The 25,930-nt window shown below is 70.6% G+C and carries 25 protein-coding genes; 17 read left to right on the top strand and 8 right to left on the bottom strand.

Features of this window, described 5'->3' with window-relative positions; all coding sequences use genetic code 11:
- Position 1: 1 nt before the first annotated feature.
- Complete coding sequence (locus FZ046_RS08180) at positions 2-196, bottom strand: hypothetical protein (RefSeq protein ID WP_070353704.1); 195 nt, start codon at positions 194-196, stop codon at positions 2-4.
- Positions 197-520: 324 nt separating this feature from the next.
- On the opposite strand from FZ046_RS08180, the gene FZ046_RS08170 reads away from it, so the two are divergent.
- From FZ046_RS08170 to FZ046_RS08130, 9 genes are all read left to right on the top strand, one after another.
- Complete coding sequence (locus FZ046_RS08170; RefSeq protein ID WP_407664474.1) at positions 521-1,585, top strand: YeiH family protein; 1,065 nt, start codon at positions 521-523, stop codon at positions 1,583-1,585.
- Between the two features lie 17 nt (positions 1,586-1,602).
- A complete protein-coding gene (locus FZ046_RS08165) occupies positions 1,603-2,613 on the top strand; it encodes an ABC transporter substrate-binding protein (RefSeq protein ID WP_246182939.1) in 1,011 nt (336 codons plus the stop codon).
- A gap of 13 nt (positions 2,614-2,626) precedes the next feature.
- The gene (locus tag FZ046_RS08160) at positions 2,627-3,313 is read left to right on the top strand and encodes a queuosine precursor transporter (RefSeq protein WP_246182938.1); all 687 of its coding nucleotides are present in this window, start codon (positions 2,627-2,629) and stop codon (positions 3,311-3,313) included.
- Between the two features lie 10 nt (positions 3,314-3,323).
- A complete protein-coding gene (locus FZ046_RS08155) occupies positions 3,324-3,944 on the top strand; it encodes a 5-oxoprolinase subunit B family protein (RefSeq protein WP_070353706.1) in 621 nt (206 codons plus the stop codon).
- Complete coding sequence (locus tag FZ046_RS08150) at positions 3,941-4,822, top strand: 5-oxoprolinase subunit C family protein (RefSeq protein WP_070353707.1); 882 nt, start codon at positions 3,941-3,943, stop codon at positions 4,820-4,822. Before FZ046_RS08155 ends, FZ046_RS08150 begins: the two co-directional genes overlap by 4 nt.
- A 10-nt stretch (positions 4,823-4,832) precedes the next feature.
- Complete coding sequence (locus tag FZ046_RS08145) at positions 4,833-5,384, top strand: GNAT family N-acetyltransferase (protein WP_070353708.1); 552 nt, start codon at positions 4,833-4,835, stop codon at positions 5,382-5,384.
- Positions 5,385-5,510: 126 nt separating this feature from the next.
- Positions 5,511-6,656: a uroporphyrinogen-III synthase gene (locus FZ046_RS08140; protein ID WP_070353737.1), complete on the top strand. Its 1,146-nt coding sequence runs from the start codon at positions 5,511-5,513 to the stop codon at positions 6,654-6,656.
- 47 nt (positions 6,657-6,703) lie between these two features.
- Positions 6,704-7,336, top strand: a complete 633-nt coding sequence (locus tag FZ046_RS08135; RefSeq protein ID WP_083298287.1) for a sirohydrochlorin chelatase — start codon at positions 6,704-6,706, stop codon at positions 7,334-7,336.
- 49 nt (positions 7,337-7,385) lie between these two features.
- Positions 7,386-8,273, top strand: coding sequence for a hypothetical protein (locus tag FZ046_RS08130; protein WP_083298284.1), 888 nt, complete (start codon positions 7,386-7,388; stop codon positions 8,271-8,273).
- Between the two features lie 4 nt (positions 8,274-8,277).
- Here FZ046_RS08130 and nirD read toward each other — a convergent pair whose 3' ends face one another.
- The 4 genes from nirD to FZ046_RS08110 all read right to left on the bottom strand — a co-directional run bounded on the left by nirD (position 8,278) and on the right by FZ046_RS08110 (position 12,512).
- Entirely contained in the window at positions 8,278-8,628 is a 351-nt protein-coding gene (gene nirD, locus FZ046_RS08125; protein ID WP_070353711.1) for a nitrite reductase small subunit NirD, read from the bottom strand.
- Entirely contained in the window at positions 8,625-11,198 is a 2,574-nt protein-coding gene (gene nirB, locus FZ046_RS08120) for a nitrite reductase large subunit NirB (protein ID WP_070353738.1), read from the bottom strand. Before nirB ends, nirD begins: the two co-directional genes overlap by 4 nt.
- 99 nt (positions 11,199-11,297) lie before the next feature.
- Positions 11,298-11,690 (bottom strand): hypothetical protein, encoded by a 393-nt coding sequence (locus tag FZ046_RS08115; RefSeq protein WP_125939729.1) that lies wholly within the window; start codon positions 11,688-11,690, stop codon positions 11,298-11,300.
- A gap of 48 nt (positions 11,691-11,738) precedes the next feature.
- Positions 11,739-12,512 (bottom strand): isocitrate lyase/PEP mutase family protein, encoded by a 774-nt coding sequence (locus FZ046_RS08110; RefSeq protein ID WP_070353713.1) that lies wholly within the window; start codon positions 12,510-12,512, stop codon positions 11,739-11,741.
- Between the two features lie 111 nt (positions 12,513-12,623).
- Between FZ046_RS08110 and FZ046_RS08105 the strand changes: the two genes are divergently transcribed.
- The 5 genes from FZ046_RS08105 to FZ046_RS08085 all read left to right on the top strand — a co-directional run bounded on the left by FZ046_RS08105 (position 12,624) and on the right by FZ046_RS08085 (position 16,852).
- Entirely contained in the window at positions 12,624-12,923 is a 300-nt protein-coding gene (locus FZ046_RS08105; RefSeq protein WP_070353739.1) for an Rv0250c family protein, read from the top strand.
- 79 nt (positions 12,924-13,002) lie between these two features.
- The gene (locus FZ046_RS08100; protein WP_070353714.1) at positions 13,003-13,848 is read left to right on the top strand and encodes a succinate dehydrogenase subunit SdhC; all 846 of its coding nucleotides are present in this window, start codon (positions 13,003-13,005) and stop codon (positions 13,846-13,848) included.
- Between the two features lie 44 nt (positions 13,849-13,892).
- Positions 13,893-15,851: a fumarate reductase/succinate dehydrogenase flavoprotein subunit gene (locus tag FZ046_RS08095; RefSeq protein WP_328514398.1), complete on the top strand. Its 1,959-nt coding sequence runs from the start codon at positions 13,893-13,895 to the stop codon at positions 15,849-15,851.
- Between the two features lie 5 nt (positions 15,852-15,856).
- Entirely contained in the window at positions 15,857-16,609 is a 753-nt protein-coding gene (locus FZ046_RS08090; protein ID WP_070353715.1) for a succinate dehydrogenase/fumarate reductase iron-sulfur subunit, read from the top strand.
- A gap of 87 nt (positions 16,610-16,696) precedes the next feature.
- On the top strand, positions 16,697-16,852 hold the full coding sequence (locus FZ046_RS08085) for a hypothetical protein (protein ID WP_099045945.1): 156 nt from the start codon (positions 16,697-16,699) through the stop codon (positions 16,850-16,852).
- A 31-nt stretch (positions 16,853-16,883) separates the two neighbouring features.
- Here FZ046_RS08085 and FZ046_RS08080 read toward each other — a convergent pair whose 3' ends face one another.
- Positions 16,884-17,369, bottom strand: coding sequence for a flavin reductase family protein (locus FZ046_RS08080; RefSeq protein WP_070353716.1), 486 nt, complete (start codon positions 17,367-17,369; stop codon positions 16,884-16,886).
- Between the two features lie 200 nt (positions 17,370-17,569).
- Here FZ046_RS08080 and FZ046_RS08075 point away from each other — a divergent pair, with 200 nt between their 5' ends.
- The 3 genes from FZ046_RS08075 (at position 17,570) to FZ046_RS08065 (ending at position 21,202) form a co-directional block, all read left to right on the top strand.
- The gene (locus FZ046_RS08075; protein ID WP_070353717.1) at positions 17,570-19,303 is read left to right on the top strand and encodes an AMP-binding protein; all 1,734 of its coding nucleotides are present in this window, start codon (positions 17,570-17,572) and stop codon (positions 19,301-19,303) included.
- Positions 19,304-19,322: 19 nt separating this feature from the next.
- Positions 19,323-20,000, top strand: a complete 678-nt coding sequence (locus tag FZ046_RS08070) for a GAP family protein (RefSeq protein WP_070353718.1) — start codon at positions 19,323-19,325, stop codon at positions 19,998-20,000.
- A 101-nt stretch (positions 20,001-20,101) separates the two neighbouring features.
- The gene (locus FZ046_RS08065; protein WP_070353741.1) at positions 20,102-21,202 is read left to right on the top strand and encodes a PE-PPE domain-containing protein; all 1,101 of its coding nucleotides are present in this window, start codon (positions 20,102-20,104) and stop codon (positions 21,200-21,202) included.
- Between the two features lie 213 nt (positions 21,203-21,415).
- Here the strand turns inward: FZ046_RS08065 and FZ046_RS08060 are convergent, their stop codons facing one another.
- Both FZ046_RS08060 and FZ046_RS08055 read right to left on the bottom strand, forming a co-directional pair.
- Positions 21,416-24,439, bottom strand: a complete 3,024-nt coding sequence (locus FZ046_RS08060; RefSeq protein ID WP_281288512.1) for an MMPL/RND family transporter — start codon at positions 24,437-24,439, stop codon at positions 21,416-21,418.
- A gap of 69 nt (positions 24,440-24,508) precedes the next feature.
- Positions 24,509-25,924, bottom strand: coding sequence for a condensation domain-containing protein (locus tag FZ046_RS08055; protein ID WP_070353743.1), 1,416 nt, complete (start codon positions 25,922-25,924; stop codon positions 24,509-24,511).
- Positions 25,925-25,930: the final 6 nt, after the last annotated feature.

Raw genomic sequence — 25,930 nt, 5'->3', positions numbered from 1 at the left:
CTCAGCGCCGCTCGGCGCGGCCGCGCTTGGTGAAGCGCTGCAAGCCGTTCGACGCCGAGAGCAGCGCCTTCGACGTCTTCGTCTGCCGCCCGTCGTGGCGGCGCTGCAGGAAGCGGCCGGCCTTGGCCAGCACGAAGGCGATCGCGGGAAGCAGCAACGCCGTCAACGCCCAACGCCGCACGAACAAGAGGAGCATCAGCCGTCCTTCACCGTGGTTGCCGTAGGCGCTCGGGATACCCGCCGGCGCCGAAACCAACCGCGCGCGGATCCCCGCCCGCGATTGCGCTCTCGCTGAGCGCAACCCGTGAGGTCGCTGTCAGCCCGCGATAGCGTCGCGCCCCGTGAACGAAGACTGGCTCGCCGTGGTGGTCGGCCTCGCACTGCTGGCCCTGGTGCTGGCCGGCGCCATTCCCGGCAGCGTGGTTCCGTGACGACCCGCGACGGGGCCGCCGACGCCACAGACCACGCCGCCCACGACGCTGACGCCGCGCCGGACGCGCCGGACACACCCCGCCCCGCGCTGGGCTGGGCGGTGGCGGGCGTGGCCGTGGTGGTGGTGCTCGGCGCCGCCACCCGGTTCCTCGAGGCGCAGGTGCCGCAGTGGGCGGCGGGCACGCCGTTCGCCAAGGTCGCCAAGTCGATCGAATTCCCGGTCTACGCCATCGCGCTCGGCCTGCTCGGCAACCTGGTGCTGACGCGGCTGGCCGTCCGCGACGCGCTCGCGCGCGGGTTCCGTACCGAGTTCTTCATCAAGACCGGCCTGGTGCTGCTCGGCGCGTCGGTCAACCTGAAGATCCTCGTCACCGCCGCGGGGCCCGCCATCATTCAGGCGCTGCTGCTGATCTCGATCGTCTTCGGCTTCACGTGGTGGCTCGGCGGCCGGCTCGGCCTCGAGGACAAGCTGCGCGCGCTGCTCGCCTCGGCCGTGTCGATCTGCGGGGTCAGCGCGGCCATCGCCGCCGCCGGGGCGGTGCAGGCCAAGCGCGAGCAACTCGCCTACGCGGCCTCGCTGGTGATCGTCTTCGCGCTGCCGTCGATCTTCCTGCTGCCGTGGCTGGCCGACGTGCTCGGCCTGTCACCCGCCGTCGCGGGCGCCTGGATCGGCGGCAACATCGACACCACCGCGGCCGTCGCGGCAGCCGGCGCGCTCGCCGGCGAGGACGCGTTGCAGATCGCGACGATCGTCAAGACGACGCAGAACGCGCCGATCGGGATCGTGGCGATTGCCCTGACGGCGTACTTCGCGCTGAAGGTCGAGCGCCGCGACGCCGCCGAGGCCCGACCCACGCTCGGCCAGTTCTGGCAGCGGTTCCCGAAGTTCGTGCTGGGCTTCATCGCCGCGTCCGTGATCGGCACGCTCTACCTGCAGTGGAGCGGCGACAAGGCTGCGATCACCACCGTCAACGACCTCCGCACCTGGTTCCTGATCTTCGCGTTCGTCTCGATCGGGCTGGAGTTCAGCCTGCGGGGCCTGCGCGACGCCGGCTGGCGCCCCGTGGCGGTGTTCGCTTCGGCCACCGTGGTGAACGTCGTCGTGGCCCTCGGCCTGGCGGCCGTCCTGTTCGCCGACTTCGACCTCGGTTAGCCACTACGCTCGGCCGCGTGCCGCACGAAGCGATCGGTTCCCCGAATCCCCGGCGCTGGTCGCGGCGCTCCTTCCTGGCGCTCACCGCGGGATCGGCCGCGCTGCTCGCCGCCGGTTGCGCGAAGGACGCCCCCGGCACGGTCGCCGACGACGGCTCGGTCACGGTCCGGCACGCGTTCGGCGAAACCCGCATCCCGAAGCCGCCGCAGCGCGTCGTCAGCGCCGGGCTCACCGACCAGGACGACCTGCTGGCGCTCGGCGTCGTACCGGTCGCCGTGACGGAGTGGTTCGGCGGCGAACCGTTCGCCACCTGGAGCTGGGCGCGCCCGAAGCTGGGGCCGGCCCAACCGGTGGTGCTCACCCTCGCCGAAGGCGTCCCGACCGATCAGATCGCCGGGCTGCGGCCCGATCTCATCGTGGCGACCAACGCCGGGCTGGACGCCGACACCTACGCTGCGCTGTCGAAGATCGCGCCGACCATCGCCCAGTCCGGCCCCGACGCGTTCTTCGAACCGTGGAAGGACCAGGCCGAGATCATCGGCCAGGCCGTCTTCAAGGCCGACGAGATGCGGTCACTCGTCACCGCCATCGACGACCGGTTCACCCAGATCGCCAAGGACCAGCCGGCTTTCGGCGGCAAGAAGGTCTATCTCGTGGCGGGCACGCTCGACCGCGACCGCGCCGTGGTCACCCCGGCCGGACCGCGGACCGAGTTCCTCACCCAGATGGGCCTGGTGGTGCCCGAGGGCGTCGGACAGTACGTCGACGGCGACAACGCCTTCGTGCCGCGTGACCGCATGGCGGCCGTCCTCGACGAGGCCGACGTCGTCATCTGGACCACCGAGAGCGACGCCGAGAGCGGCGCCCTGCTGGCCGATCCGACGGTCGCGGCGCTGCGGTCCACCACGCGCAACCGCGCCGTGTTCACCGACCGGGACCTGGCGGGCGCCATCGCATTCGGCACCGTGCTGTCCTACCCGGTGGTCGCCGACCGCCTACCACCGCTGCTGAGCCGCGCCCTGGCCTGACAAGATGACTCCGGTGACCAGCGACCTGCAGCCCCACGACACCACGGGCTTCGCCAAAGCCGGATCGGCCTACTACCCGGCGCTGGTCGCCGTCTTCACCGCGCTGGTGATCATCTCGAACGTCACGGCGACCAAGGGCGTCGCCTTCGGCCCCGTCATCACCGACGGCGGGTTCATCGTCTTCCCGCTGACCTACGTGATCGGCGACGTGTTGAGCGAGGTCTACGGCTTCAAGGCCGCGCGCCGGGCGATCCTGCTCGGCTTCTCGATGAACATCCTGGCCGCACTGGCGTTCTGGGTGACCATCTACCTGCCGGCCGCCGACTTCTACGAGAACCAGGCCGCGTTCGAGAACGTCGTGCACGCCTACACCCAGCTGATCGTCGCAGGCCTCGCCGGCTTCATCGTCGGCCAGACCATCAATGCCTGGGTGGTCGTGGCCATCAAGGAGCGCACCAAGGAGAAGCACCTGTGGGCCCGGCTCGTCGGATCCACGTTCGCCGGCCAGCTCGGCGACACCCTGGTGTTCTGCTCGATCGCGGCCGGCGCCATCGGCATCACCTCCGCCAAGGACTTCGTCGTCTACACCGCGCTGGGCTGGCTGTACAAGACGGTCGTCGAGATCGTCATGCTGCCCGTCACCTACCGCGTGATCGCGGTGATCAAGCGGCGCGAACCGACCTACCAGCCGGCGGTCTGAGAGCGGCGCCATGCCGGCCGTGCGCGACTGCGGGGAGCGGGCACTCCTCCTCGACTGCGAGGACATCGCCGAGGTCCTCGCGTGGAGCGCGGCGATCCGCGCCGCCGGCCTGCCCGGCGTGCTCGACGTGGTGCCCGCCGCACGGACCGTGCTGGTCGGCGTCGCCGAGCCCCGCGACCGCGAACCGACGCGCGCGCGTCTCGCCGGACTGCGGCCCGACCCCGACGCCGGGGCGCCACCGGACGACGGGCACGAGGTGGTGCTGGACGTCGTCTACGACGGACCCGACCTCGACGAGGTCGCCCGGCTGACCGGCCTGTCCGCCGACGAGGTGGTCGCCGCCCACACCGCGACGCCGCTGCGGGTCGGATTCGGGGGTTTCGCACCGGGATTCGCGTACCTCGTCGGCGGCGACCCGCGGCTGCGGGTGCCGCGCCGTGCCGAACCGCGGACCCGGGTGCCCGCCGGTGCGGTCGCTCTCGCCGACGAGTTCAGCGGGGTCTATCCGCGCCAGACGCCCGGCGGGTGGCAACTGATCGGCCGCACCGACGCGGTGCTGTGGGACGTCGACCGCGCCGAGCCCGCGCTGCTGACCCCCGGCGCCTGGGTGCGGTTCCGGGCGGCGCGATGACGGCGGTGGGCCTCGAGGTCCTCAGCACCGGGCCGCTGGCGTTGGTCGAGGACCTCGGGCGGCCCGGGCTCGCACACGTCGGGGTGACCCGCTCCGGTGCCGCCGATCGCGCCGCGCACCTGCTGGCCAACCGCCTGGTGGCCAATCCCCGCGACCGCGCGACCGTGGAGGTGACGTTCGGCGGCTTCGCCGCCCGGGTGCTGGGCGGCGACGTGACGGTCGCCGTCACCGGCGCCGACGGTGGCGTGGTGATCAACGGAAAGCCGTTCGGCGCCAACGCCGTTGCCCGTATCCGCATCGGCCAGGTGCTCGAGATCGGCGTCCCGGCGGCGGGTCTGCGCAGCTATGTGGCCGTGCGCGGCGGGATCGCCGTCGACGCGGTGCTCGGCTCGCGCAGCCACGACGTCCTCGCGGCGCTGGGACCGCCGCCGCTGCGCGCCGGCGACCTACTGCCCGTCGGCCCGCCCGGCGCCGACTTCCCGGACATCGACCAGGCACCGGTCGCCGCCCTCGGGACCGGCACGGTCGACCTCGCGGTGCTGCCCGGACCTCGCGACGACTGGTGCGCCGACCCGGATCGGCTGGTGGGCACCGAGTGGACCGTCACCGAGCGCAGTGACCGCGTCGGCACGCGGCTCGCGGGACGGGCGCTGACACTGCGCCACCCGGACCGTCAGCTTCCCAGCGAGGGCGCCGTGCGTGGCGCCATTCAGGTGCCGCCCAACGGTTTACCGGTGATCCTCGGACCCGATCACCCGGTGACCGGCGGCTATCCCGTGATCGGCGTCCTCCTCGACGCCGACGCCGACCGGGTGGCCCAGGTCCGGCCCGGCCAGACGGTGCGCCTGCACTGGTCCCGGCCGCGGCGCGCCTGGTAGAAATCGAGAGGTGTACACCGCTCGGCTGGTCCACACGTCCGACCTCGACGGTGACACCCGCGCCGGCGCCCGCAGGATGCTCGTCGACGCCTTCGCCGCCGGCGACGGCTTCGGCGACGACGACTGGGAGCACGCCCTGGGCGGGATGCACGCGCTGGTGTGCCATCACGGCGCGCTGATCGCCCACGGTGCGGTGGTGCAGCGCAGCATGCTGCACGACGGGCGTCCGCTGCGGTGCGGTTACCTCGAGGCGGTCGCGGTGCGGGAGGACTGGCGCCGCCGCGGGCTCGCCGGCGCGGTCATGGACGCCCTCGAGCAGGTGATCCGCGGCGCGCACCACCTCGGCGCGCTGAGCGCCAGCGAGGCGGGACGTCCGCTCTACGAGGGCCGCGGCTGGCTGCCGTGGCGGGGCGCCACCTCGGTGCTCGGCCCCGAGGGGCCCACGCGCACGCCCGACGACGACGGCTCGGTGTACGTCCTGCCCGCGCGGCTACCCGCCGGGGTGACGCTGGACACCGCCGGTGACCTCGCCTGCGACTGGCGCGCCGGCGACGTCTGGTGACCTCACACCGTCGGCCTCGGGGCGGTGAGGCGACGTTCACGGCCGTGTCGCCCGAGCGCCGCGACGACACCGCGCGGCAATGGCCAGGAAACAGTTCCGCAACACGGGATGCCTTGACTGGTGGGCATGGGTGAGCCGGACCGGGGGCCGTTGACGGGCTTCCGCGTGGCCGTGACCTCGGCGCGGCGTGCCGAGGAACTGAGCACGCTGCTGACGCGCCGTGGCGCGAACGTGTCGTGTGCCGCGGCCATCGCGATGGTGCCGCTGCCCGATGACGACGAACTCCGCACCCACACCGAATCGTTGATCGCCAACCCGCCCGACGTCGTGATCGCGACGACCGGCATCGGCCTGCGCGGCTGGATCGCGGCGGCCGACGGCTGGGGGCTCGCCACCGAGCTGACCTCGGCGCTCGCCAACGCCCGCATCGTCTCCCGCGGGCCGAAGGCCACGGGCGCGCTGCGGGCCGCGGGGTTGCCCGAGGAGTGGTCTCCGGAGTCCGAATCGTCCCGCGACGTGCTGGAGTACCTGCGCGGCGGCATCGACGGACTGCGGGTGGCCGTGCAGCTGCACGGGGCGACCGACGAGTGGGACCCCTTCCCCGAGTTCCTCGACGAGCTGCGCGCCGCCGGCGCCGACGTGGTGCCGATCCGGGTGTACCGGTGGCATCCGGCGCCGCGCAACGGGCCGTTCGATCAGCTCGTCCTCGAAATGGCCGACCGCCGCTTCGACGCCGTCAGCTTCACCTCCGCCCCTGCGGTGGCGTCGGTGCTGATGCGCGCGGCGGAACTCGGCGTGGAGGACCAGCTGCTCGACGCACTGCGCACCGACGTGCACGCGATGTGCGTCGGGCCGGTCACGGCGCGCCCGCTGGTCCGGTTGGGCGTGCCGACGTCGGCTCCGGAACGGATGCGACTGGGTGCGCTCGCCCGCCACATCACCGACGAGCTGCCCGTGCTGCGGTCGCGCTCGGTGCGGGTGGCGGGCCACGTGCTGGAGATCCGCGGCACCTGCGTGCTGGTCGACGGCGCGGTCAAGGAGCTGTCACCGACCGGGATGGCGACGATCCGCGCGCTCGCCGCGCGTCCCGGCGCCGTGGTGTCCCGGCACGACCTGCTGCGCGCGCTGCCCGGCAGCGGCACCGACACCCACGCCGTCGAGACCGCGGTGCTGCGCCTGCGGACGGCCCTGGGGGATCGCCGGATCGTGACGACGGTGGTCAAGCGCGGGTACCGGCTCGCCGTCGACGAATCGCCGGTGGGGGCGGCGTGATCCCCATCCTGGTGGCCCACGGCACGCGCAAGCCCGGCGGCGTCGCGATGGTCGCCGAACTGGCGAACCGCGTCGGCGCCGCTCTCGGCACGCCGGTGCGCACGGCCTTCGTCGACGTCCTCGGCCCCACCCCGAGCGACGTGCTGCGCGCGGTGACCGACGAGCCCGCCGTGCTGGTGCCGGCCTTCCTCGCCCGCGGCTACCACGTCCGCGTCGACATCCCCGCCGCCGTGGCCGCCGGCGGCCACCCGGACGTCACCGTCACCGAGGCGCTCGGTCCCTCGCCGCAGCTGGTGCGCGTCCTGACCGACCGTCTGCTCGCCAGCGGCTGGCGCAGCGGCGATGCGGTGGTGTTCGCCGCGGCGGGCACGTCCGACCGCGGCGCGCAGCGCGACCTGCGGATCACCGCCGCGATGCTGTCGGCGGTCATCGGGCAGCGCGTCGAGATCGCCTACGCCGCCACCGGCGAACCCAGGGTCGCCGACGCGGTGGCCCAGGCCAGGGCCTGGGGCGCCCGCCGGGTCGCGGTCGCGTCCTACTTGCTCGCCGACGGCCTGTTCCAGGACCGGCTGCGGACGTCGGGGGCCGACGTGGTCGCCGAACCGCTGGGCGTGCATCCCGGCGTGGTGCGTCTGGTGGCGGCGCGGTTCCGCCGCGCCCGGGTGCCCGTCGCGGCCTGACCCGCGCGGCGCAGCGGGCACGTCAGCCGCCCGGCGCAAGATGACTCCCATGGCCGACTCGGGCGACGCCGCGCTGAACACCTACCGGTACCTGCGCGGCGGGATGGCGGCGCTGCTGCTGATGCTCGGCGCGGCCGTCGTGGCCGAACGGCTGCGGTCGGGGTGCTGGCAGACCTCGATCAGCGCCTACTACTTCACGCCGGCGCAGGGCGTGTTCGTCGGCAGCCTGTGCGCACTGGGCGCACTGCTCATCGTCTACCGCGGCAGCAGCGACACCGAGGACGTGCTGCTGAACCTCGCGGGGACGCTGGCGTTCATCGTGGCGTTCGTACCGACGTCACGGCCGGTGCTGGCGTGTGGTGACACCGTCGCGCCCGGTGCGGCGGGCCCGGCCGCCACCGTCGGCACGTGGGCGGTGGTGGCGGCGCTGCTCGCCGCACGGCTCGCGTCGTGGTGGCTCTACCGCCGGACCGGGACCGGCCAGCGGCGCAGCACATTGGGCACCTTGGTGACGTGGGTGCAGCGCGCCGTGTTCACCGTCGGGGTGGTGACGCTGGCCGTCGCGCCGGAGTGGTTCGTCGGGCACGCCCACGGCATCGCCGCCGTGGTGCTGTTCGCGGCGATCATCGCCACGGTGGTGCAGACGGCGTTCGTCGTCGGCAACCAGGACGACGACCGCTGCCCGCACCGTTGCCGGTACCGCGCCGTCTACCGCACGATCGCCGCGACCATGGCCGCGACACTCCTCGCCGCGGTGGTACTGCATTTCACCGTGGACGGCTTCAACCACGCGGTCCTCGTCGTCGAGGCGGCACTGATCGCCGCGTTCGGCGTGTACTGGGTGGTGCAGACCGTCGAGCTGTGGGGCACCACCACCCGAGAGGCACTGCTCGCGGCGGGCGCCGCGGAGCGCAGCCGGACGTTGCGCGCGCTGTGACGCCTCAGGCGGCGATCTCCACCGTGCCGTCGGCACGGATCCTGGTGCGATACACCGGGATCGACACGTCCGGGTCGTCGAGGCAGCTGCCGTCGTCGAGGGCGAAGGCCTGCTTCTTGATCGGGGTCTGCACGCACGCCCGGCCGGCGCGGTCACCGACCAGCCCCCGCGACATCACCGCGGCGCCGGAGAACGGGTCGACGTTGCCGACGGCGTGCAGCGAGCCGTCCTCGAGCCGGAACAGCGCCGCCTGCCGCCCCTCGGGCAGCAACACCCCGGCGCCGCGCCCGGGCAGCAGCCAGTCGTACCGGCACGCCGGAATCCACACGTCGACGACGTCGTCGAGCAGTGTCATCGGACGCTCCTTTCCCCGGTGGCGGGAACCCTCGGCATGCCGATCGGGGTCGGCACCTTGCGGCCGTTGCGCTCGGTGAACTCGACGGTGGGGTCGGGTGCGCCGGGCGCGTTGACGAACGACACGAACCGGGACAGCTTGTCCGGATCCTCGAGCACGCCCTTCCACTCGCACGCGTACCCCGCGACGTGCCGCTCGATCGCGGCCTCGAATTCCGCTGCCAGGCCCAGGGAGTCGTGGCAGACGACGTCGCGGAGGTGATCCATGCCGCCGTCGAGCGCCTCGAGCCACGGCGCCGTGCGCTGCAACCGGTCGGCGGTACGGACGTAGAACATCAGGAACCGGTCGACGTAGCGGACCAGCGTCTCGTCATCGAGGTCGCCGGCCAGCAGCTGCGCGTGCCGCGGCGTCATGCCGCCGTTGCCGCCGACGTACAGGTTCCAGCCGGTCTCGGTGGCGATCACACCGACGTCCTTGCCGCGCGCCTCGGCGCACTCGCGGGCGCATCCCGAGACGCCCATCTTGATCTTGTGAGGTGCCCGCAGCCCGCGGTAGCGCATCTCCAGGTCGATCGCCATCTGCACGGAGTCCTGCTGACCGTAGCGGCACCAGTCGCTGCCGACGCAGCTCTTCACCGTCCGCAGCGACTTGCCGTAGGCGTGGCCGGATTCCATGCCGCCGTCGACGAGGCGCCGCCAGATCTCGGGCAGCTGATCCACCGTCGCACCGAACATGTCGATGCGCTGGCCGCCGGTGATCTTCGTGTACAGCCCGAAGTCCTTGGCGATCTGACCGATCAGGATGAGGTGCTCGGGCGTGATGTCGCCGCCCGCCACGCGCGGCACCACGGAGTAGCTGCCGTTGCGCTGGATGTTGGCCAGGAAGTGGTCGTTGGAGTCCTGCAGCGCGGCGGTCTCGGCACCGAGGATGTGGTCCGAACTGGTCGAGGCGAGGATCGAGGCGACCACCGGCTTGCAGACGTCGCAGCCGCGGCCGGTGCCGAACTTCTCGATCAGGCCGGAGAACTTGCGGATCTCGGTGGCCGAGATGATCTCGAACAGTTCCGCGCGCGACTGGGAGAAGTGCTCGCACAGGGCGGTGCTCTGCTCGACGCCCTCGGCGTCGAGCAACTGCTTGAGCAGCGGGACGCACGACCCGCAGGACGTCCCCGCCAACGTGCACTTCTTCAGCCCCGCGACGTCGGCGCAGCCGGCTCCGATCGCCTCCTTGAGGTCACCCTTGGTCACGTTGTTGCACGAGCAGATCTGGGCGATGTCGGGCAGCGCGCCGATGCCGAGACCCGGCGAATCCCCCTCGGCTGCAGGCGCGATGAGCGACAGCGGGTCACCGGGCAGCTCGCTGGCGACCATCGGGCGCAGTACCCCGTAGGCCGAGGCGTCACCCACCAGGATGCCGCCGAGCAGCGTCTTGGCGTCGTCGGAGAGCACCAGCTTGGCGTAGGTCTGCTTGACGGGGTCGTTGACCACCACGTCGAGGCTGCCCGGCGTGCGACCCTGCGCGTCGCCGAAACTGGCGACGTCGACGCCGAGCAGCTTCAGCTTGGTGGACATGTCGGCCTCGCCGAATTCCGCTGCGCCGCCCAGCAACCGGTCGGCGACGACCTCGGCGCTGATGTACCCCGGCCCGACGAGGCCGTAGCAGCGGCCGTCGATGGCGGCGACCTCGCCGATGGCGTAGACGTCCGGATCGCTGGTGACGCAGGACCGGTCGGTCAGCACACCGCCGCGCTGCGCGATGTCCAGACCGGCGTGGCGGGCCAGCTCGTCGCGGGGCCGCACGCCGGCGGCGAACACGACGACGCCCGCGTCGATCGCACTGCCGTCGTTGAGCGTCACGCGTACCGCGTCGTCCTCCTGCGACTTGCGCAGCGGCTTGTTGCGCTGCACCGGCCGGATGCTCTCGGTGCTGACGCCGGTGTGCACCTCGATGCCGAGGCCGCGGATCATCCGGTTCAGCAGCGCACCGCCGGCGCCGTCGAGCTGCGCGGCCATCAGGTGCGGTGACATCTCCAACACCTGCGTGGACAACCCGAAGGCGCGCAACGCATTCGCCGCCTCCAGCCCCAGCAGTCCGCCGCCGATGACCACGCCGACGGGCGTCTTGCTCGTCGCGGCGGCCAGCGCGCCGGCACGGATGGCGTCGAGGTCGTCGAGGGTGCGGTAGACGTGGCACTGCGGCAGGTCGTGGCCCGGGATCGGGGGGACGAAGGCATACGACCCGGTCGCCAGCACCAGGGCGTCGTAGGGCACCCGGCGGCCCAGCGCCGTCGTGACGAACTTGGCCGAGCGGTCGATGCGCGTGACCGGGTCGCGCAGGATGACCTCGACGTGGTCGTCGCCGGCGTACGCGTTGCCCGGCAGGGCGAGTCGCGTCCGGTCCCAGTGCTCGGTGTAGCCGGTCAGGCCGACGCGGTCGTAGGCGGCGTCGGCCTCCTCGGCGAGCACGACGACGTGCCACGTGTCGGCCTCGTCGCGTGACCGCAAGGCCTCGACGAAGCGGTGCCCGACCATCCCGTGGCCCACGACCACGACGCGTTTCGACGACTGCATGACCGCCACGCTAGGAAGCCGATATTGCCGCGGTGTCGCGCCGTGTGACACCGCCATCACGGTGTGCTCACGTTCCGCGCCGGCCGGGTGTGAGGCGGATCAGATGCTGTCGGCCGAGCCCTGCGTCGTGGTCGGCGCATAGGGGTTGTAGATCGTCGTCGGCGTCTCCGACGACGTCGGGCCGCCACCCGGAAACACCTCCTGCTCGGGTGGCGGCAGCGGTGCGCCCGGCGCCGGAATGCCGCCGTCCTGACTGGTCCGCGGTGCGGGCAGCGGATAGCTCGTGCCGGTGACCGTGCGCAGCGTCCTGCTCGTCGTGGGCGGCGCCGACGACGAGGGCGGTTCCGGGGCGACCCCGGGGACGGAATCCGACGTCGAGGTCCCGATGACGGCCCACACCAGCAGCGCCACCAGGAGCACCGCCGCCGCGCCCGCAGCCCAAATCACGCCCCGGTGCTCGAAGCGGGCCCAGCGGTCGTCCTCGTCGATCACCGGCGGCATGCTATACCGCCCGGCCGAACGCGCGGGAAACGCGGCGGGTCAGGCCCAGCGGCCCAGGATCTCCGTCGCCCGGGTCGCCAGCGCGGCCTGCAGGAAGGGACCGAAGCTGATGCGTCCCACGCCGAGCGGAGCGAACGACGCCGGGTCGTCCTGATCGGGTAGGGCGATGGCGTTGACCGGCAGCGGCAGCGCCTCGACCAGCCGCCGGTAGGTGTCGTCGTCGTGCCGTCCCACCGGGTACAGGCTGTCGGCGCCGGCATCGGCGGCGAGCCGCAGTCGCGCGACGGCACGGTTGAAGCGGTCGGCCTCGTCGCCGTCCTGGCGCAGGAACAGGTCGGTGCGCGCGTTGATCACCACGTGGACGCCCGCGGCGTCCGCCGCCGCGCGCAGCTCGCCGATCAGCGCCGCGTGCTCCTCGGCCGAGCGGATCCGCTTGCCCTCCCGGTGCACGGTGTCCTCGACGTTCAACCCGACCGCGCCTGCCGAGAGCAGCCCCTCGATCAGCCGTTGCGGTGCCTCGCCGTAGCCGGACTCGACGTCCACCGACACCGGCACGTCGACCGCGCCGGTGATCTGGGTGACCCGCGCGGTGAGATCGGCGAACGACATGCCCTCGCCGTCCTCCTTGCCCACCGAATCGGCGACCGGATGGCTGCCGACGGTCAGTGCAGCGAAGCCCGCGTCGACCGCGAGCGTCGCCGACCACGCATCCCACACCGTGGGCAACACGACCGGGTCACCCGGAACGTGCAACGCCAGCAGCGCCTCGGCACGGGCCTTCAGTTCCTGCTCCGACAACTTCGGTTCCTCCATTCGTCGAACACGACTCGAACGTGACTCGTGTCACGTTCAACACGGTGATGTGGCTAGCATCGCTTGCGTACTGTGATTCACGACACCCTTCAGCCCAAGGAGGTCACCACGTTGTCCACCACCACCGAAATCGACCAGCTGCACGAACTGATCGGCGGCCTGCGTCGCTGCGTGACCTCGCTGGCATCACGCTACGGGGACACCCCGGCCATGCGGCGCATCGTCAACGACGCCGAACGCATCCTCAACGACATAGACCGGCTCGACATCGATGCCGAGGAACTCGACCTGGTGCGTGGCGTCAACGCCCGCCACCATCACGTGCTGGAGAAGATCGGCATCCCGGATACGCAGTACGCCAGCGACTTCTGGCAGGACGTGGACGACGAAGGGCTCGGCGGCACGCGGTGAGCGACGCAGCCGCCGACTCCCGGCGCCGCCCCGTGCGGTACGGGCACCGGCACATCGAAACCAAAGTGAGGCAAACTCCGTGAGCGCACCCACCGCCGATCGCCGAGGTGAGAAGGGCACCGGCGTCTTCTCGCCGGGCCGGGCCCAAATCTCCCAGCGCACCCTGCGGACGGACAACTGGCTCAAGTCGCCGATCGTCACCGACCTGGGTTTCGCCGCGTTCATCATCTACGCCACGGTGCGCGCGTTCCAGCGGGACCACTTCTTCGTCGAGAAGTACCACTACCTGACGCCGTTCTATTCGCCGTGTCTGAGCAAGGCCTGCGGGGACGCCAGCGAGTTCTGGCCACAGTTCCTGCCCACGTCGGGTCCGCTGTCGCTGCTGCCGTACGCGCTGCTGTCGCTGCCGTTCCTGCTGCTGTTCCGGCTCACCTGCTACTACTACCGCGGCGCCTACTACCGCTCGGTGTGGCAGTCCCCGACCGCCTGCGCGGTCGCCGAGCCCCACGCCAAGTACACCGGCGAGACGCGCTTCCCGCTGGTCCTGCAGAACGTCCACCGCTACTTCTTCTACATCGCGACGCTCATCTCGCTGATCAACACCTGGGACGCGATCAAGGCGTTCCACTCCGAGGACGGCCCGGGCGGCTTCGGCTTCGGCCTGGGCAACGTGATCCTGGTCGTCAACGTCGTCCTGCTGTGGACCTACACCATCTCCTGCCACTCCTGCCGGCACGTGGCCGGCGGCCGGCTCAAGCACTTCTCCAAGCACCCGGTGCGCTACTGGATGTGGACGCAGATCAGCAAGCTGAACACCCGGCACAAGCTGTACGCCTGGATCACGCTCGGCACCCTGATGCTGACGGACTTCTACGTGATGCTCGTCGCCAGCGGGACCATCTCCGATCTGCGCTTCGTCGGCTGACGCCGGCAGGCGAACGCATCCCAGACGCACTCGAAACGAACGACATGAATGAGGTCGAGATGAACCCCGAGACCGACGACCGCAGCGTCGAGCGGCACGAATACGACGTCGTCGTGATCGGCGCCGGGGGAGCCGGCCTGCGCGCCGTGATCGAAGCACGCGAACGCGGCCTGCGGGTGGCGGTCGTGACGAAGTCGCTGTTCGGCAAGGCCCATACCGTCATGGCCGAGGGTGGCTGCGCCGCGGCGATGCGCAACGTCAACACCAAGGACTCCTGGCAGGTGCACTTCGGCGACACCATGCGCGGCGGCAAGTTCCTCAACAACTGGCGCATGGCCGAACTGCACGCCCAGGAGGCGCCCGACCGGGTGTGGGAACTCGAGACCTACGGTGCGCTGTTCGACCGCACCAAGGACGGCAAGATCAGCCAGCGCAACTTCGGCGGGCACACCTATCCGCGCCTGGCCCACGTCGGTGACCGCACCGGCCTGGAGATCATCCGGACGCTGCAGCAGAAGATCGTTTCGCTGCAGCAGGAGGACAAGCGCGAACTCGGCGACTACGAGGCCCGCATCCGGGTGTTCCACGAAACCTCGATCACCGAGCTCATCACCGAGGGCGAGGGTGACCAGCGCCGGATCGCCGGCGCGTTCGGCTACTACCGCGAGACCGGCGAGTTCGTGCTGTTCGAAGCACCCGCGATCGTCCTGGCCACCGGCGGCATCGGCAAGTCCTACAAGGTGTCGTCGAACTCGTGGGAGTACACCGGCGACGGCCATGCGCTGGCACTGCGCGCCGGCTCGACGCTGATCAACATGGAGTTCATCCAGTTCCACCCGACCGGGATGGTCTGGCCGCTGTCGGTGAAGGGCATCCTCGTCACCGAGGGCGTGCGCGGCGACGGCGGAGTGCTGAAGAACTCCGAGGGCAAGCGGTTCATGTTCGACTACATCCCCGACGTCTTCAAGGGCCAGTACGCCGAGACGGCGGAGGAGGCCGACCAGTGGCTCAAGGACAACGACTCCGCACGACGCACCCCTGACCTGCTGCCCCGCGACGAGGTCGCGCGCGCCATCAACACCGAGGTGAAGGAAGGCCGCGGCACGCCGCACGGCGGCGTCTACCTCGACATCGCCTCACGCATGTCGGCCGAGGAGATCAAGCGCCGGCTGCCCTCGATGTATCACCAGTTCATCGAACTGGCCGAGGTCGACATCACCAAGGACGAGATGGAGGTCGGACCGACCTGCCACTACGTCATGGGTGGCATCGAGGTGGAGCCCGACAGTGCGGCTGCCGCGACGGCGGGCCTGTTCGCCGCCGGTGAGTGCGCCGGCGGCATGCACGGATCGAACCGGCTGGGCGGCAACTCGCTGTCGGACCTGCTGGTGTTCGGGCGGCGTGCCGGCCTGGGGGCCGCCGACTATGCGCGCGCCCTACCGGACCGCCCGAAGGTCACCGAGGAGTCGGTCAACGCGGCGATCGACATGGCGCTGGCCGTGTTCGACGGCCCCGCCGACGGCGCGCCGGAGAACCCCTACACCCTGCAGCTCGACATGCAGGACACGATGAACAACCTGGTCGGCATCATCCGCAAGTCCGACGAGATGCAGGAGGCGCTGGACAAGCTCACCGAGCTGCGGGAGCGCTACAAGCGCGTCAAGGTCGAGGGCGACCGGAAGTTCAACCCCGGCTGGCACCTCGCGATGGACCTGCGGAACATGCTGCTGGTCAGCGAGTCGGTGGCCAAGTCCGCCATCACCCGCACCGAGAGCCGCGGCGGCCACACCCGCGACGACTACCCGTCGATGGATGCCAACTGGCGCAACCAGCTGCTGGTGTGCCGGTCCGAGGGCGACGATCCGGTGGTACCGGACGTCAGCGTCGTCAAGCAGCGGCAACCGCAGATGCGCTCCGACCTGCTCGAGTGTTTCGAGCTCAGCGAGCTGGAGAAGTACTACACCGACGACGAACTCGTCGAACACCCGCAACGGAAGGGCTGACCGAGATGGCTGCTTACAACGCGAGCATGCGGGTCTGGCGCGGCGACGCCGCCGGCGGCGAGCTGAAGGACTACACCGTCGAGGTCAACGACGGCGAGGTGGTGCTCGACATCATCCACCGGCTGCAGCAGACCCAGGTGGGCGACCTCGCGGTGCGGTGGAACTGCAAGGCCGGCAAGTGCGGATCGTGTTCGGTGGAGATCAACGGCCGTCCCCGGCTGGCGTGCATGACCCGCATGTCGACCTTCGGCGAGGACGAGGTCGTCACCGTCACCCCGCTGCGGACCTTCCCGGTGATGCGCGACCTGGTGACCGACGTGTCGTTCAACTACGAGAAGGCGCGGGAGATCCCGTCGTTCACGCCGCCCAAGGACCTGCAGCCCGGTGAGTACCGGATGGCGCAGGAGGACGTGAACCGCAGCCAGGAGTTCCGCAAGTGCATCGAGTGCTTCCTGTGCCAGAACGTCTGCCACGTCAACCGTGACCACGAGGAGAACAAGCTCGCGTTCTCCGGCCCGCGCTACCTGATGCGCCAGGCCGAACTCGACATGCATCCGCTGGACACCCACGGTCACCGCGCCGAGCAGGCCCAGGAGGAGAACGGCCTGGGCTACTGCAACATCACCAAGTGCTGCACCGAGGTCTGCCCCGAGCACATCAAGATCACCGACAACGCGCTGATCCCCATGAAGGAGCGCGCGGCCGACCGCAAGTACGACCCGATCGTCTGGCTCGGCAACAAGCTGTTCCGGCGCTAGCCGGCGCTGCGCCGAGCGCCCCTCGGCGACCGACATCCGGGCGTAGGCTCGACGGGAAGCAGCCAATCAACGACGAAGGGCAGCCTCGTGAGGAACACGCACAGCATCAACGACATTCGCACCGCCATCCGCGAACTCTCGGTGCGGGCCGACCTCGCCCGGCGGGAGGGCCGACCGGCCGACGCGCTGGAGATCGAGCAGCGGATCACCGGCTACCGCGAGGAACTCGCCACCCGGCCCTGACGCCCGTCCCGGGAGTGCCGCGCACCGGTCCCTATTGGCCGAGGCGCCGAAAGGTGCTGCGGTGGAACACGATCGGCGAGACGTCGTCGTGCACGGTGATGTCGGAGACCCGCAGGATGACGATGGTGTGATCACCGGCCGGGACGAGCTGCTCGATGGCGCTCTCCAGCCAGATGGACGTGCCGTCGATGAACACCGCGCCGCTGTCGCGCGACACCGTCTCCAGACCCGCGAAGCGGTCCCCGGTCTTGGCGGCGAGCGTGCGGGCCGCCTCGTCGTGCGACTCGCCGAGGACGCTGATGCCCAGCGACGGCAGATCCACCAGCTTGGGCCACGTCGTCGAGGTGTTCTGCACGCAGAACGACACCAGCGGCGGGTCGAGCGACACCGGCACGAACGTGCTGGCGGCCAGGCCGACGCGGGTGCCGTCGACCTCCGCGGCGATCGCGATCACGCCGGACGGGAAGTGACCGAACGCCTCGCGTAGCGACGCCGGACTCAGATCGGTGCTGCTCATGGCTCCCTCATCTTCACACGAATACCCGGCCGCTTCACACGGGTTGCCAGGCCGCTCCACGCGGGCATGGCATTCGGCACGGCGGTCACGGCTCCATCCTGTCGCCGGTTTCGGCGGCGCGCCATGGTCGAAATCTCGATGACTCCAAGGCGGCCCGCGCGAGGTCACGCGCCCGGTGGACGACCGGTAATCTGACGCGCATGCCCAACCCGTCCCTGCTGTCCGTGCTGCGCGAACGCGCCGGGGTGGCGCCCAACGACGCCGCGTTCACCTACACCGACTACGACGTCGACTGGAACGGCGTCAGCGAGACGCTGACCTGGTCACAGGCGTTCCGGCGCACCATCAACGTTGCGATCGAGGTGGCCAAGCACGGCGAGGTGGGCGACCGCGCCGTCATCGTCGCCCCGCAGGGGCTGCACTACATCTACGCGTTCCTCGGCGCCATGCAGGCCGGCCGGATCGCCGTACCGCTGTCGATCCCCGCGGTCGGCTCGCACGACGAGCGCATCAGCGCCGTGTTCGCCGACACCGACCCCACGGTCATCCTCACCACGGCGGCCATCGCGCCGAGCGTCACCGAGTACCTGCCCGAGGCGCACGCCGGCGCCGCGGTGATCGTGGTCGACGAGCTGGACCTCGACGGCCGCAACGGCTCCGGCCCCCGCATCAAGGACGCGCCGAGCACCGCCTACCTGCAGTACACGTCGGGCTCGACGCGCACCCCGGCCGGCGTGCAGGTGACCGACCGCAACCTCGCAGCCAACTTCGAGCAGCTGATGGCCGACTACTTCCCCGACCTCGGCGGGGTGGCGCCGCCGGACACCACCATCGTGTCGTGGCTGCCCTTCTACCACGACATGGGGCTGATGCTCGGCGTCATCGCGCCCATCCTCGGCGGCTACCAGGCGAAGCTGACCAGCCCGCTGGCCTTCCTCGCGAAGCCCGCCCGCTGGATCCAGGCGCTGGCTTCTCACCCGCACACCTACTCGGCCGGTCCGAACTTCGCCTTCGAACTGTCCGTGCGCAAGACCTCCGACGAGGACATGGAGGGCTACGACCTGTCCAACGTCCTCACCATCGTCAGCGGCAGCGAGCGCGCTCACCCGGCCACGCTGGATCGCTTCGTCGACCGGTTCGCGAAGTTCGGCTTCCGCTCGAGCATGATGACGCCGTCCTACGGCATGGCCGAGGCGACCGTCTACGTGGCGACCCGGGCCACCGGCGGCGGCCCGCTGGTGGTGCACTTCGACGCCGAGAAGCTGGCCGACGGCATCGCCGCGCGCACCTCGGCCGCCGACGGCGGCAGCCCGCTGATCAGTTACGGCGTGCCGAAGTCCCCTCTGGTGCGGATCGTCGAGCCGGACTCGCGGACCGAGTGCCCGCACGGCACCGTCGGTGAGATCTGGGTGCACGGCGACAACGTCTCCCCCGGCTACTGGCGCAACCCCGAGTCGCGGCAGGACACCTTCGGCGGCACGTTGGCGAACCCGTCGGACGGGACGCCGGAGGGTCCGTGGCTGCGCACCGGCGACCTCGGCTTCATCTCCGACGACGAGCTGTTCATCGTCGGCCGGGTGAAGGACCTGCTCATCGTCCGCGGGCGCAACCACTACCCCGAGGACATCGAGGCGACCGTGCAGGAAATCACCGGCGGCCGCGTCGCCGCGATCTCGGTGTCGGTCGACGCCTCCGAGAAGCTCGTCACGATCATTGAATACAAGAAGCGCGGCTCCGGCGACGAGGCGACTCAGAAGCTCACGAGCGTCCGCAACGACGTCACGTCGGCCATCTCCCGCTCACACGGGCTGACCGTCGCCGATCTGGTGCTGGTGCCGCCCGGGTCGATCCCCACCACGACGAGCGGCAAGATCCGGCGCGCCCAGTGCGTCGAGCAGTATCGCAAGCAGGAGTTCGCCCGGCTGGACGCCTGAGCCGCGACGTCCGCCCGACATGTGGATCACCCTGCTGGTCATGGCCGTCGCGGTGAGCCTGGAGCCATTCCGCATCGGGCTCGCCGTGCTGGTGCTCAACCGGCCCCGACCGGTGCTGCAGATGCTGGCGTTCCTGTCCGGCGGCTACGCCATGGGCCTGACGGTCGGCGTGCTGATCCTGTTCGTGCTGCATCCCCGGCTGCCCGGTGCGTCGGAGTTCTCGCTGCCGACGGTGCAGTTGGTGATCGGCGGCGTCTGCCTGGCCTGTGCGGTCCTGCTGGCGGCGCAGGTGCTGCTCCGGCGACGCCGCGGCCTGCCCACCCCGGTCCCCGACCAGGGACCGGGTCGCTTCGCCGGCCTGTCCCGGCGCCTGGTGGAGGGTCGCCGGCTGTGGGTGTCGGCCGTCGCCGGGCTCGGCATCGCCCTGCCGTCGGTGGACTACCTGGCCGTGCTGGCGGTCATCCTGACGTTCGGCGAGTCGGCCGCCGTCCAGTTCGGCGCCCTGCTGGTCTTCCACGTCGTGGCCTTCGCGCTGGTGGAGATTCCGCTGGTGGCCTACCTGTTCGCCCCGGACCGGACGCTGCGGGCGCTGACGGCCCTCAACGACTGGATCCGGTCGCGCCGCCGCATCGACGTCGCCGGGCTGCTGGCCGTGTTCGGCGGCGTGCTGATGGGCGTGGGACTCGCAGGAATCTGACACCGGGCGCACGCCAGCGGCACCGGGGCCCGTGCAGTAACGTGGGACCCGAAAATCACGGCGCGCTCGCTGCTTTCGCGTGCCAGGGAGGACTCGCGATGATGAGGCGTCTACTCGCCGGGGTGGTCACGGTGGGTGTCGTCGGCGCAGCCGGCGGACTCGGCACGGGCGTGGCGATCGCCGAACCCCGCTGGGTCGACCCGATCTTCCCGCCCGCACCCGCGCCGGTCGGCCCCGCCGCGCCCGCGCAGGAGGTGTACGCCCTCGGCGGCGCCCGCGCGCCCGGCATCCCCTGGTACGACTACACCAACCGTGCCGGTGCCGAGTACTTCCCCAACGCCAAGCGCAACCTCGTCGACTACCCGGCCGGGGCGCCGTTCAGCTGGGTGCCGTCGATGTTCCTGCCCGCCGACACCAAGCGGGACGACATGAGCATCGGCGAGGCCGCCACCGTCGCCACCACCAACCTCAGCCGCGCGCTGTCCGCCGACACCGGCAAGCCGGGCACGCGGCCCGCCGCCGTGGTCGGCCTGTCACAGGGCACCCTCGGCCTCGACGGCGAGATGGTGCGGCTGGCCAACGACCCGAAGGCCCCGCCGCGCGACCAGTTGACCTTCACCGAGATCGGCAACCCGATCGGGCACCACGGCTTCGGGCAGAGCTTCCTCACCGGCGTCTTCAAGCCCGGCGACTACATCCCGTTCATCGACTACACCGTCCCGCCGCGGGTGGATAGTCAGTACGACCAGAACAAGGTCGTCGCCACCTATGACGGTCTCGCCGACTTCCCGGATCGCCCGGGCAACATCATCTCCGGACTCAACGCCTTCGCCGCGTCGGCCATCGTGCACACGCCGGCCGCCTTCACCGGGCCGGGCGACGTGCCGCCGCAGAACATCAAGACGGTGGTGAACTCCAAGGGCGCCACCGAGACGACGTACCTGATCCCGGTGAACCACCTGCCGATGACGCTGCCGCTGCGCTACCTCGGCATGTCGCCGGGCTTCGTCGACCAGATCGACGCCACGCTGCAGCCGATCGTCGACGCCGGGTACTCGCGCTACGACGACCCGATGAACCGTCCGGTGTCGGTGGACCCGGTGCACGGCATGGACCCGATCGGCATCCTGGATCCTGCCACGCGCAACACCATCGAGGACACGTTCGCCACGGTCCGCAGCTTCCTGCCGCCGCTGCCCTGAGCCGAACCGCGCCGAGCGTGGGCGCCGTGCACGGGTAACGGCTCCGCGGCGTGCCGAGGCCCACGGTCGGCGGCGCTCCCGCCCTCCGGGCGAGCCTCGACCGCGGGGCGTCAACCAATGTTGACAACGTCAACTCGTGTTGACGACTCCCCGCCGACCACGCCTCCGACGGAGACGACGCGCCAAAGGCGAATACGCTGAACCGCGGCCCGGCTAGACCTCGTCGAAGACCGAGCGGCGCTTCTCCGGAGGCGGGACGGCATCGGCGGACGGCGCGGCCAGCCACGGCTTGGCGGGCCACCAACTCGTCCGGCCCACCAGGGTGGCGATGGCCGGGACGGTGATCGTCCGCACCACGAACGTGTCGAGCAGGATGCCCACGCCGATTACGAAGCCCGACTGCACCACGGTCCCGATGCTCGAGAACAGCAGTCCCGACATCGACGCCGCGAAGATCAGGCCCGCCGCGGTGATCACCCCGCCGGTCGACCGCACGGTCCGGATCACGCCGAACCGCATGCCGCGCGGCGCCTCCTCCCGCAGCCGCGAGGCGAGCAGCATGTTGTAGTCGGCGCCGACGGCGACCAGCACCACGAACGCCAGACCCGGGACGCTCCAGTGCAATTGGTCGCCGAGCAGGTACTCGAACACCAGCACGCCGAGACCGACCGCGGACAGGTAGCTGACGATCACCGACCCGACGAGGTACAGCGGCGCCACGACCGCGCGCAGCAGCGTCATCAGGATGAGCAGCACCACGACGATCGTCACGACGACGATCATCTTCAGGTCGCGGTCGTAGTAGTCGCGGGTGTCGCGCAGCGTCACCGGATATCCCGACATCGAGATCTTCGCGTCGGCGAGCATCGTGTTCGGCTGTGCGCCACGGGCGGTGTCCAGGATCTGGTTCACCTGGTCCATCGCCTGCGTGCTGAACGGGTCGATGTCGGTCTGGATGAAGTACCGCGCCGAGTGCCCGTCCGGCGAGATGAAGATCTGCGCGATCTTCTTGAAGTCGTCGGTGTCGAGCACCTGCTGCGGCACGTTGAACCCGGCCATCGACGGCTGCGTGGCGTCCTGCCCCATCGACATGAGGAAGTCCGACGCCTGTGACAAACCGATGCCCATCCGCTGCGTCTCACTGACCAGGAGCGTGACGCCGTCGGCGATCTGACGGCTGGCGCCGGCGAGGTCGTTGGCGCCCTTCTGCACCGTCGAGATCTGCGCTCGTGCGCTGCGCGGATCGCTGAGCCCCAGCTTGCGCAGCGACGTCATCGCCGTGTTCAACGACTGCGACAACCCTTCGACGGTGTCGCCCAGCTTCTGCAGCGGCCCGGCCTGCTGCAGCTGGCGGCCGAGGGCGACGATGCGGTCCAGCGTGCCGTCATTGCGCGCGGTCTGCAGCCGCACGAACTGCCCACGCGCCGTCGTGCACAGCGGGTTGACGTTGCACGTCGGGCTCTCGTTGAGCGCGTCGACCACCGGGTCGATCCAGGAGAAGTCGGCCGCGAGCGTGCCGAAGTTGCGCTCCATCAACTCGCCGAGCGTGCGCATGCCCTTGATGAGCTTGGCCGAATCGCCCAGCTGCCCCAGCGTCGCGCCGCCACCGAACTGACTCTGGATGGACGACAGCGCGTCGACGAGGCTGCGCACCCCGCCGATCGCCTGGTTGATCTGGCCGCGCGCACTGCCCAGCCCGTCGGCGAGTTGATCGGCGCCGGAGGCCAACCGGTTCAGGTCCCCCGAGCGGCCGTTGATCTGGGTGGAGGCCTGGCCGAGCTGGTTGCCCACCTCGCCGGCCTGGTACGTGGCGCGGGCCTGCTCCAGCGATTCGCCCGTCGGCCGCGTCACGCCGCGCACCATCGCGATGCCGGGGACCTGGCTGACCCGCTGCGCCATCTGCTCGAGGTCGGCCAGCGCCTGCGGGGTCCGCAGGTCTCGAGACGACTGGATGAACAGGTACTGCGGGATGGTCTGGTTGACCGAGAAGTGCCGGTCGAGCGCCGCGTAGCCCACGGAGCTGTCGGCGGAGTCGCGCAGCTGCTTGCGGTCGTCGTAGTTGAAGTGCATCAGCGTGGTGCAGCTCGCCAGCGCCAGCAGCACCAGCAGGCTGGCCACCAGATGCGTCTTCGGCCGGCGCACGATGCGGATGCCCATCCGCCGCCAGAAGGTCGCCATGCGCTCCTGGCGGGGCGCCACCCAGCCGCGCGGACCGGTCAGCACCAGCACCGCGGGCAGCAGCGTCACCGCCGCCAGGAACGCCACCGCGATGGCGATCGCCAGCGCCACGCCCACCGTGGAGAACACGCCGAGCTTCGCGAAGCCCATGCCGAGGAACGTCACGCCGACCGTGGCCGCCGACGCCGCGACCACCTTGCCGATCGACACCATCGCGTGCTTGACCGCCCGCACCGGTTCCTCACCGGCCCGCACGTAGTCGTGATAGCGCGCGATCAGGAACACCGCGTAATCCGTTCCCGCACCGGCGATCATCGCGCTCATCAGCACGATGGTCTGGTTGGAGATGGCCAGCCCGGTCAGCAGCGAGACCAGTGCGACCAGCCCCTGCGCGGTCAGCAGCGAGGCACCGATGGTGATGAGCGGGAGGAACATCGTCACCGGATTGCGGTAGACCACCACCAGGATGATCAGCAGCATCACCGCGATGGCCAGTTCGATGGGCAGCCGGTCGGCCGCCCCCGCGGCGGTGAGGTCGGCGACCGTGGCCGCCGGGCCGGTGGCGTACGCGCGCAGGTCGGTGCCCGCGACGGTGCGGTTCACCATGTCGGTGACGCGCTGATACGCCGAATACGCCTCGGGCGTACCGAGTTCGCCTTCCAGGCCGATCGGCAGGATCCACGCCTTGCGGTCCTGGCTGGACAGCGTCTCGCGCAGCTGCGGGGTGCTGACGAAGTCCTGCAGCATGACCACGTCGCGCTGATCGTCGCGCAACCGGTCGACGAGCGTGCGGTACACCTGCTCGTCCGCGGGCGTCAGGTCCTGGCCCTCGTCCTGATGCGCCAGCATCACGACGAGCACGTTCTCCGAGCCCGCCTCCTTGAACGCCTCGGTCATGTCCCGCGTCGCCACCGACGACGGGGCGTCCGCGGGGAGGACCGCGATGGGGTTGCGCTCACTCATCTCCGTCAATGACGGGATGGTCAGCGGAACCACCAGTGCCAGCACGGCCCAGAAGCCGATGACCAGGAACGGCCACCGCGAGACGAGCTGGCCCAACCGACTGAAGATGTCATTGCCTTTCGATGAGCTGACCCGAACTCCTACGGCTTCGAGGGCCGTACGGCGTCAGGCGACGTTGCGCCAGTGCCCGCTGGCGGCGACGCGCTCGAACACCGACTTCAGCGCATCGAGGTACACCGCCACCGACTTCTGCGCCTCCGGGTTGTCCGGGAACATCACCGCCACCGCGGTCTCCTTCTCCACCCGGATGACGTAGATGCAGAGCTGGTAGGAGTACCGGCCGTCGCTGTAGATGCCGATGTTCAGGTCGTCGAGGTTCGCGGTCAACAGCGCCGACAGCGGGGCGGTGCCCGCGTCGAGGAAGTTGACCACCGGGAAGTCCGGTCGCGGCCGGCTCAGGTGCGGCGCGATCTCGAGCACCCGGTCGTACGGCACCTCCGCCATCGACAGCCCGGTGTCGAACGAGACCTGCGCTGCCCGGGCCGCCTCGCCGAACGCCGACCCGGCGATCGGCACCGTGATGGGCACCAGGCCGGTGAACCAACCCTGGGTCATCACGTCGAGTTCGGTCTTGCGGGTATCGCTCGGCGTCAGGCCGTAATACGTGTCCGCGCCGGTCAATTCGTGCTCGGCGAGCGCGCTGCACGCCAGCACGCCGCCGATGAAGCGGGCGCCGGCAGCGGTGCAGGCGTCCTCGAAGCGTGCGGTCTGCGCCTGGTCCATCATGCGGACGGTGACGATGTCGGCATCGGCCGGCTGCAGCGGATCACCCAGCGGCAGCGGGAACGACGGCATGCTGCCGTCGTTGGCCTCGGCGTAGTCGATCCACGCCTTCACCCGCGGCGTCTCGGCGGTCAGCTCGTCGGTGAAGTCCTTCTGCTTGAGGCAGAACGCGTCGTAGCTGCCGGCCGGCGGCAGCGGCAGCGGCGGGTTGCCGCCGACGAGCGCCAGGTACATCATGTGGAACTCCATGAGCGTCGACTCGACGATCATCGCGTCGACGTGCACGTGGTCGATGCTGGCGAAGAACGTGAAGTGGTCGTCGCCCTGCACGATGCCGTACCGGAAGCAGTCCCACTGCAACGGATCCGGGGTGCTCACCACGAGTTCGCGGGCCTGCTCGAGGGTCAGCACGCCGTGCCGCTTGGGTACGAACTGGATGTCCGCGACGTCGGCGATGGTGCGCCGCACCAGCGAGCCGTCCTCGAGCATCTCGAACCGGCTGCGGTAGGTGTCGTGCCGCCGCAGGTGCTGGTTGATGACGTAGCTCATCGCACGCACGTCGCAGTGTCCCGGCGCGTCGCAGCTGACGATCATGAGCCGCGAGTAGTCGAGGCCCTTCTCCTTCTGGTCGACGTAGCCGCGGATGTGCTGTGCCTGCATGTAACTGACCGGCACGTCGGACAGCGGTGCGTCGGCGGCCGCCTCCAGGGCGACGGCGGACGGTTGCCAGAGGATCGTCGCGCCCGCGTTGGGCGTCCATTCGGCCAGGGTGCCGACTGCCAAGGGCCCTACTTGCAACGCTCT

The organism is Mycolicibacterium grossiae (assembly GCF_008329645.1).
In the GTDB taxonomy this organism is placed as follows: Bacteria; Actinomycetota; Actinomycetes; order Mycobacteriales; family Mycobacteriaceae; genus Mycobacterium; species Mycobacterium grossiae.
This window is presented reverse-complemented; position numbering and strand designations above follow the sequence as displayed.

Excerpts from the sequence above, each read along its gene's own strand:
- FZ046_RS08080 (WP_070353716.1), bottom strand. The coding sequence starts at position 17,369 with ATGAGCAGCACCGATCTGAGTCCGGCGTCGCTACGCGAGGCGTTCGGT.
- FZ046_RS08090 (WP_070353715.1), top strand. The coding sequence starts at position 15,857 with ATGGCTGCTTACAACGCGAGCATGCGGGTCTGGCGCGGCGACGCCGCC.
- FZ046_RS08070 (WP_070353718.1), top strand. The coding sequence starts at position 19,323 with ATGTGGATCACCCTGCTGGTCATGGCCGTCGCGGTGAGCCTGGAGCCA.
- FZ046_RS08110 (WP_070353713.1), bottom strand. The coding sequence starts at position 12,512 with ATGGAGGAACCGAAGTTGTCGGAGCAGGAACTGAAGGCCCGTGCCGAG.
- FZ046_RS08150 (WP_070353707.1), top strand. The coding sequence starts at position 3,941 with ATGACGGCGGTGGGCCTCGAGGTCCTCAGCACCGGGCCGCTGGCGTTG.
- FZ046_RS08095 (WP_328514398.1), top strand. The coding sequence starts at position 13,893 with ATGAATGAGGTCGAGATGAACCCCGAGACCGACGACCGCAGCGTCGAG.
- FZ046_RS08180 (WP_070353704.1), bottom strand. The coding sequence starts at position 196 with ATGCTCCTCTTGTTCGTGCGGCGTTGGGCGTTGACGGCGTTGCTGCTT.
- FZ046_RS08130 (WP_083298284.1), top strand. The coding sequence starts at position 7,386 with ATGGCCGACTCGGGCGACGCCGCGCTGAACACCTACCGGTACCTGCGC.
- FZ046_RS08135 (WP_083298287.1), top strand. The coding sequence starts at position 6,704 with ATGGTCGCCGAACTGGCGAACCGCGTCGGCGCCGCTCTCGGCACGCCG.
- FZ046_RS08075 (WP_070353717.1), top strand. The coding sequence starts at position 17,570 with ATGCCCAACCCGTCCCTGCTGTCCGTGCTGCGCGAACGCGCCGGGGTG.
- FZ046_RS08155 (WP_070353706.1), top strand. The coding sequence starts at position 3,324 with ATGCCGGCCGTGCGCGACTGCGGGGAGCGGGCACTCCTCCTCGACTGC.
- nirD (WP_070353711.1), bottom strand. The coding sequence starts at position 8,628 with ATGACACTGCTCGACGACGTCGTCGACGTGTGGATTCCGGCGTGCCGG.
- nirB (WP_070353738.1), bottom strand. The coding sequence starts at position 11,198 with ATGCAGTCGTCGAAACGCGTCGTGGTCGTGGGCCACGGGATGGTCGGG.
- FZ046_RS08065 (WP_070353741.1), top strand. The coding sequence starts at position 20,102 with ATGAGGCGTCTACTCGCCGGGGTGGTCACGGTGGGTGTCGTCGGCGCA.
- FZ046_RS08140 (WP_070353737.1), top strand. The coding sequence starts at position 5,511 with ATGGGTGAGCCGGACCGGGGGCCGTTGACGGGCTTCCGCGTGGCCGTG.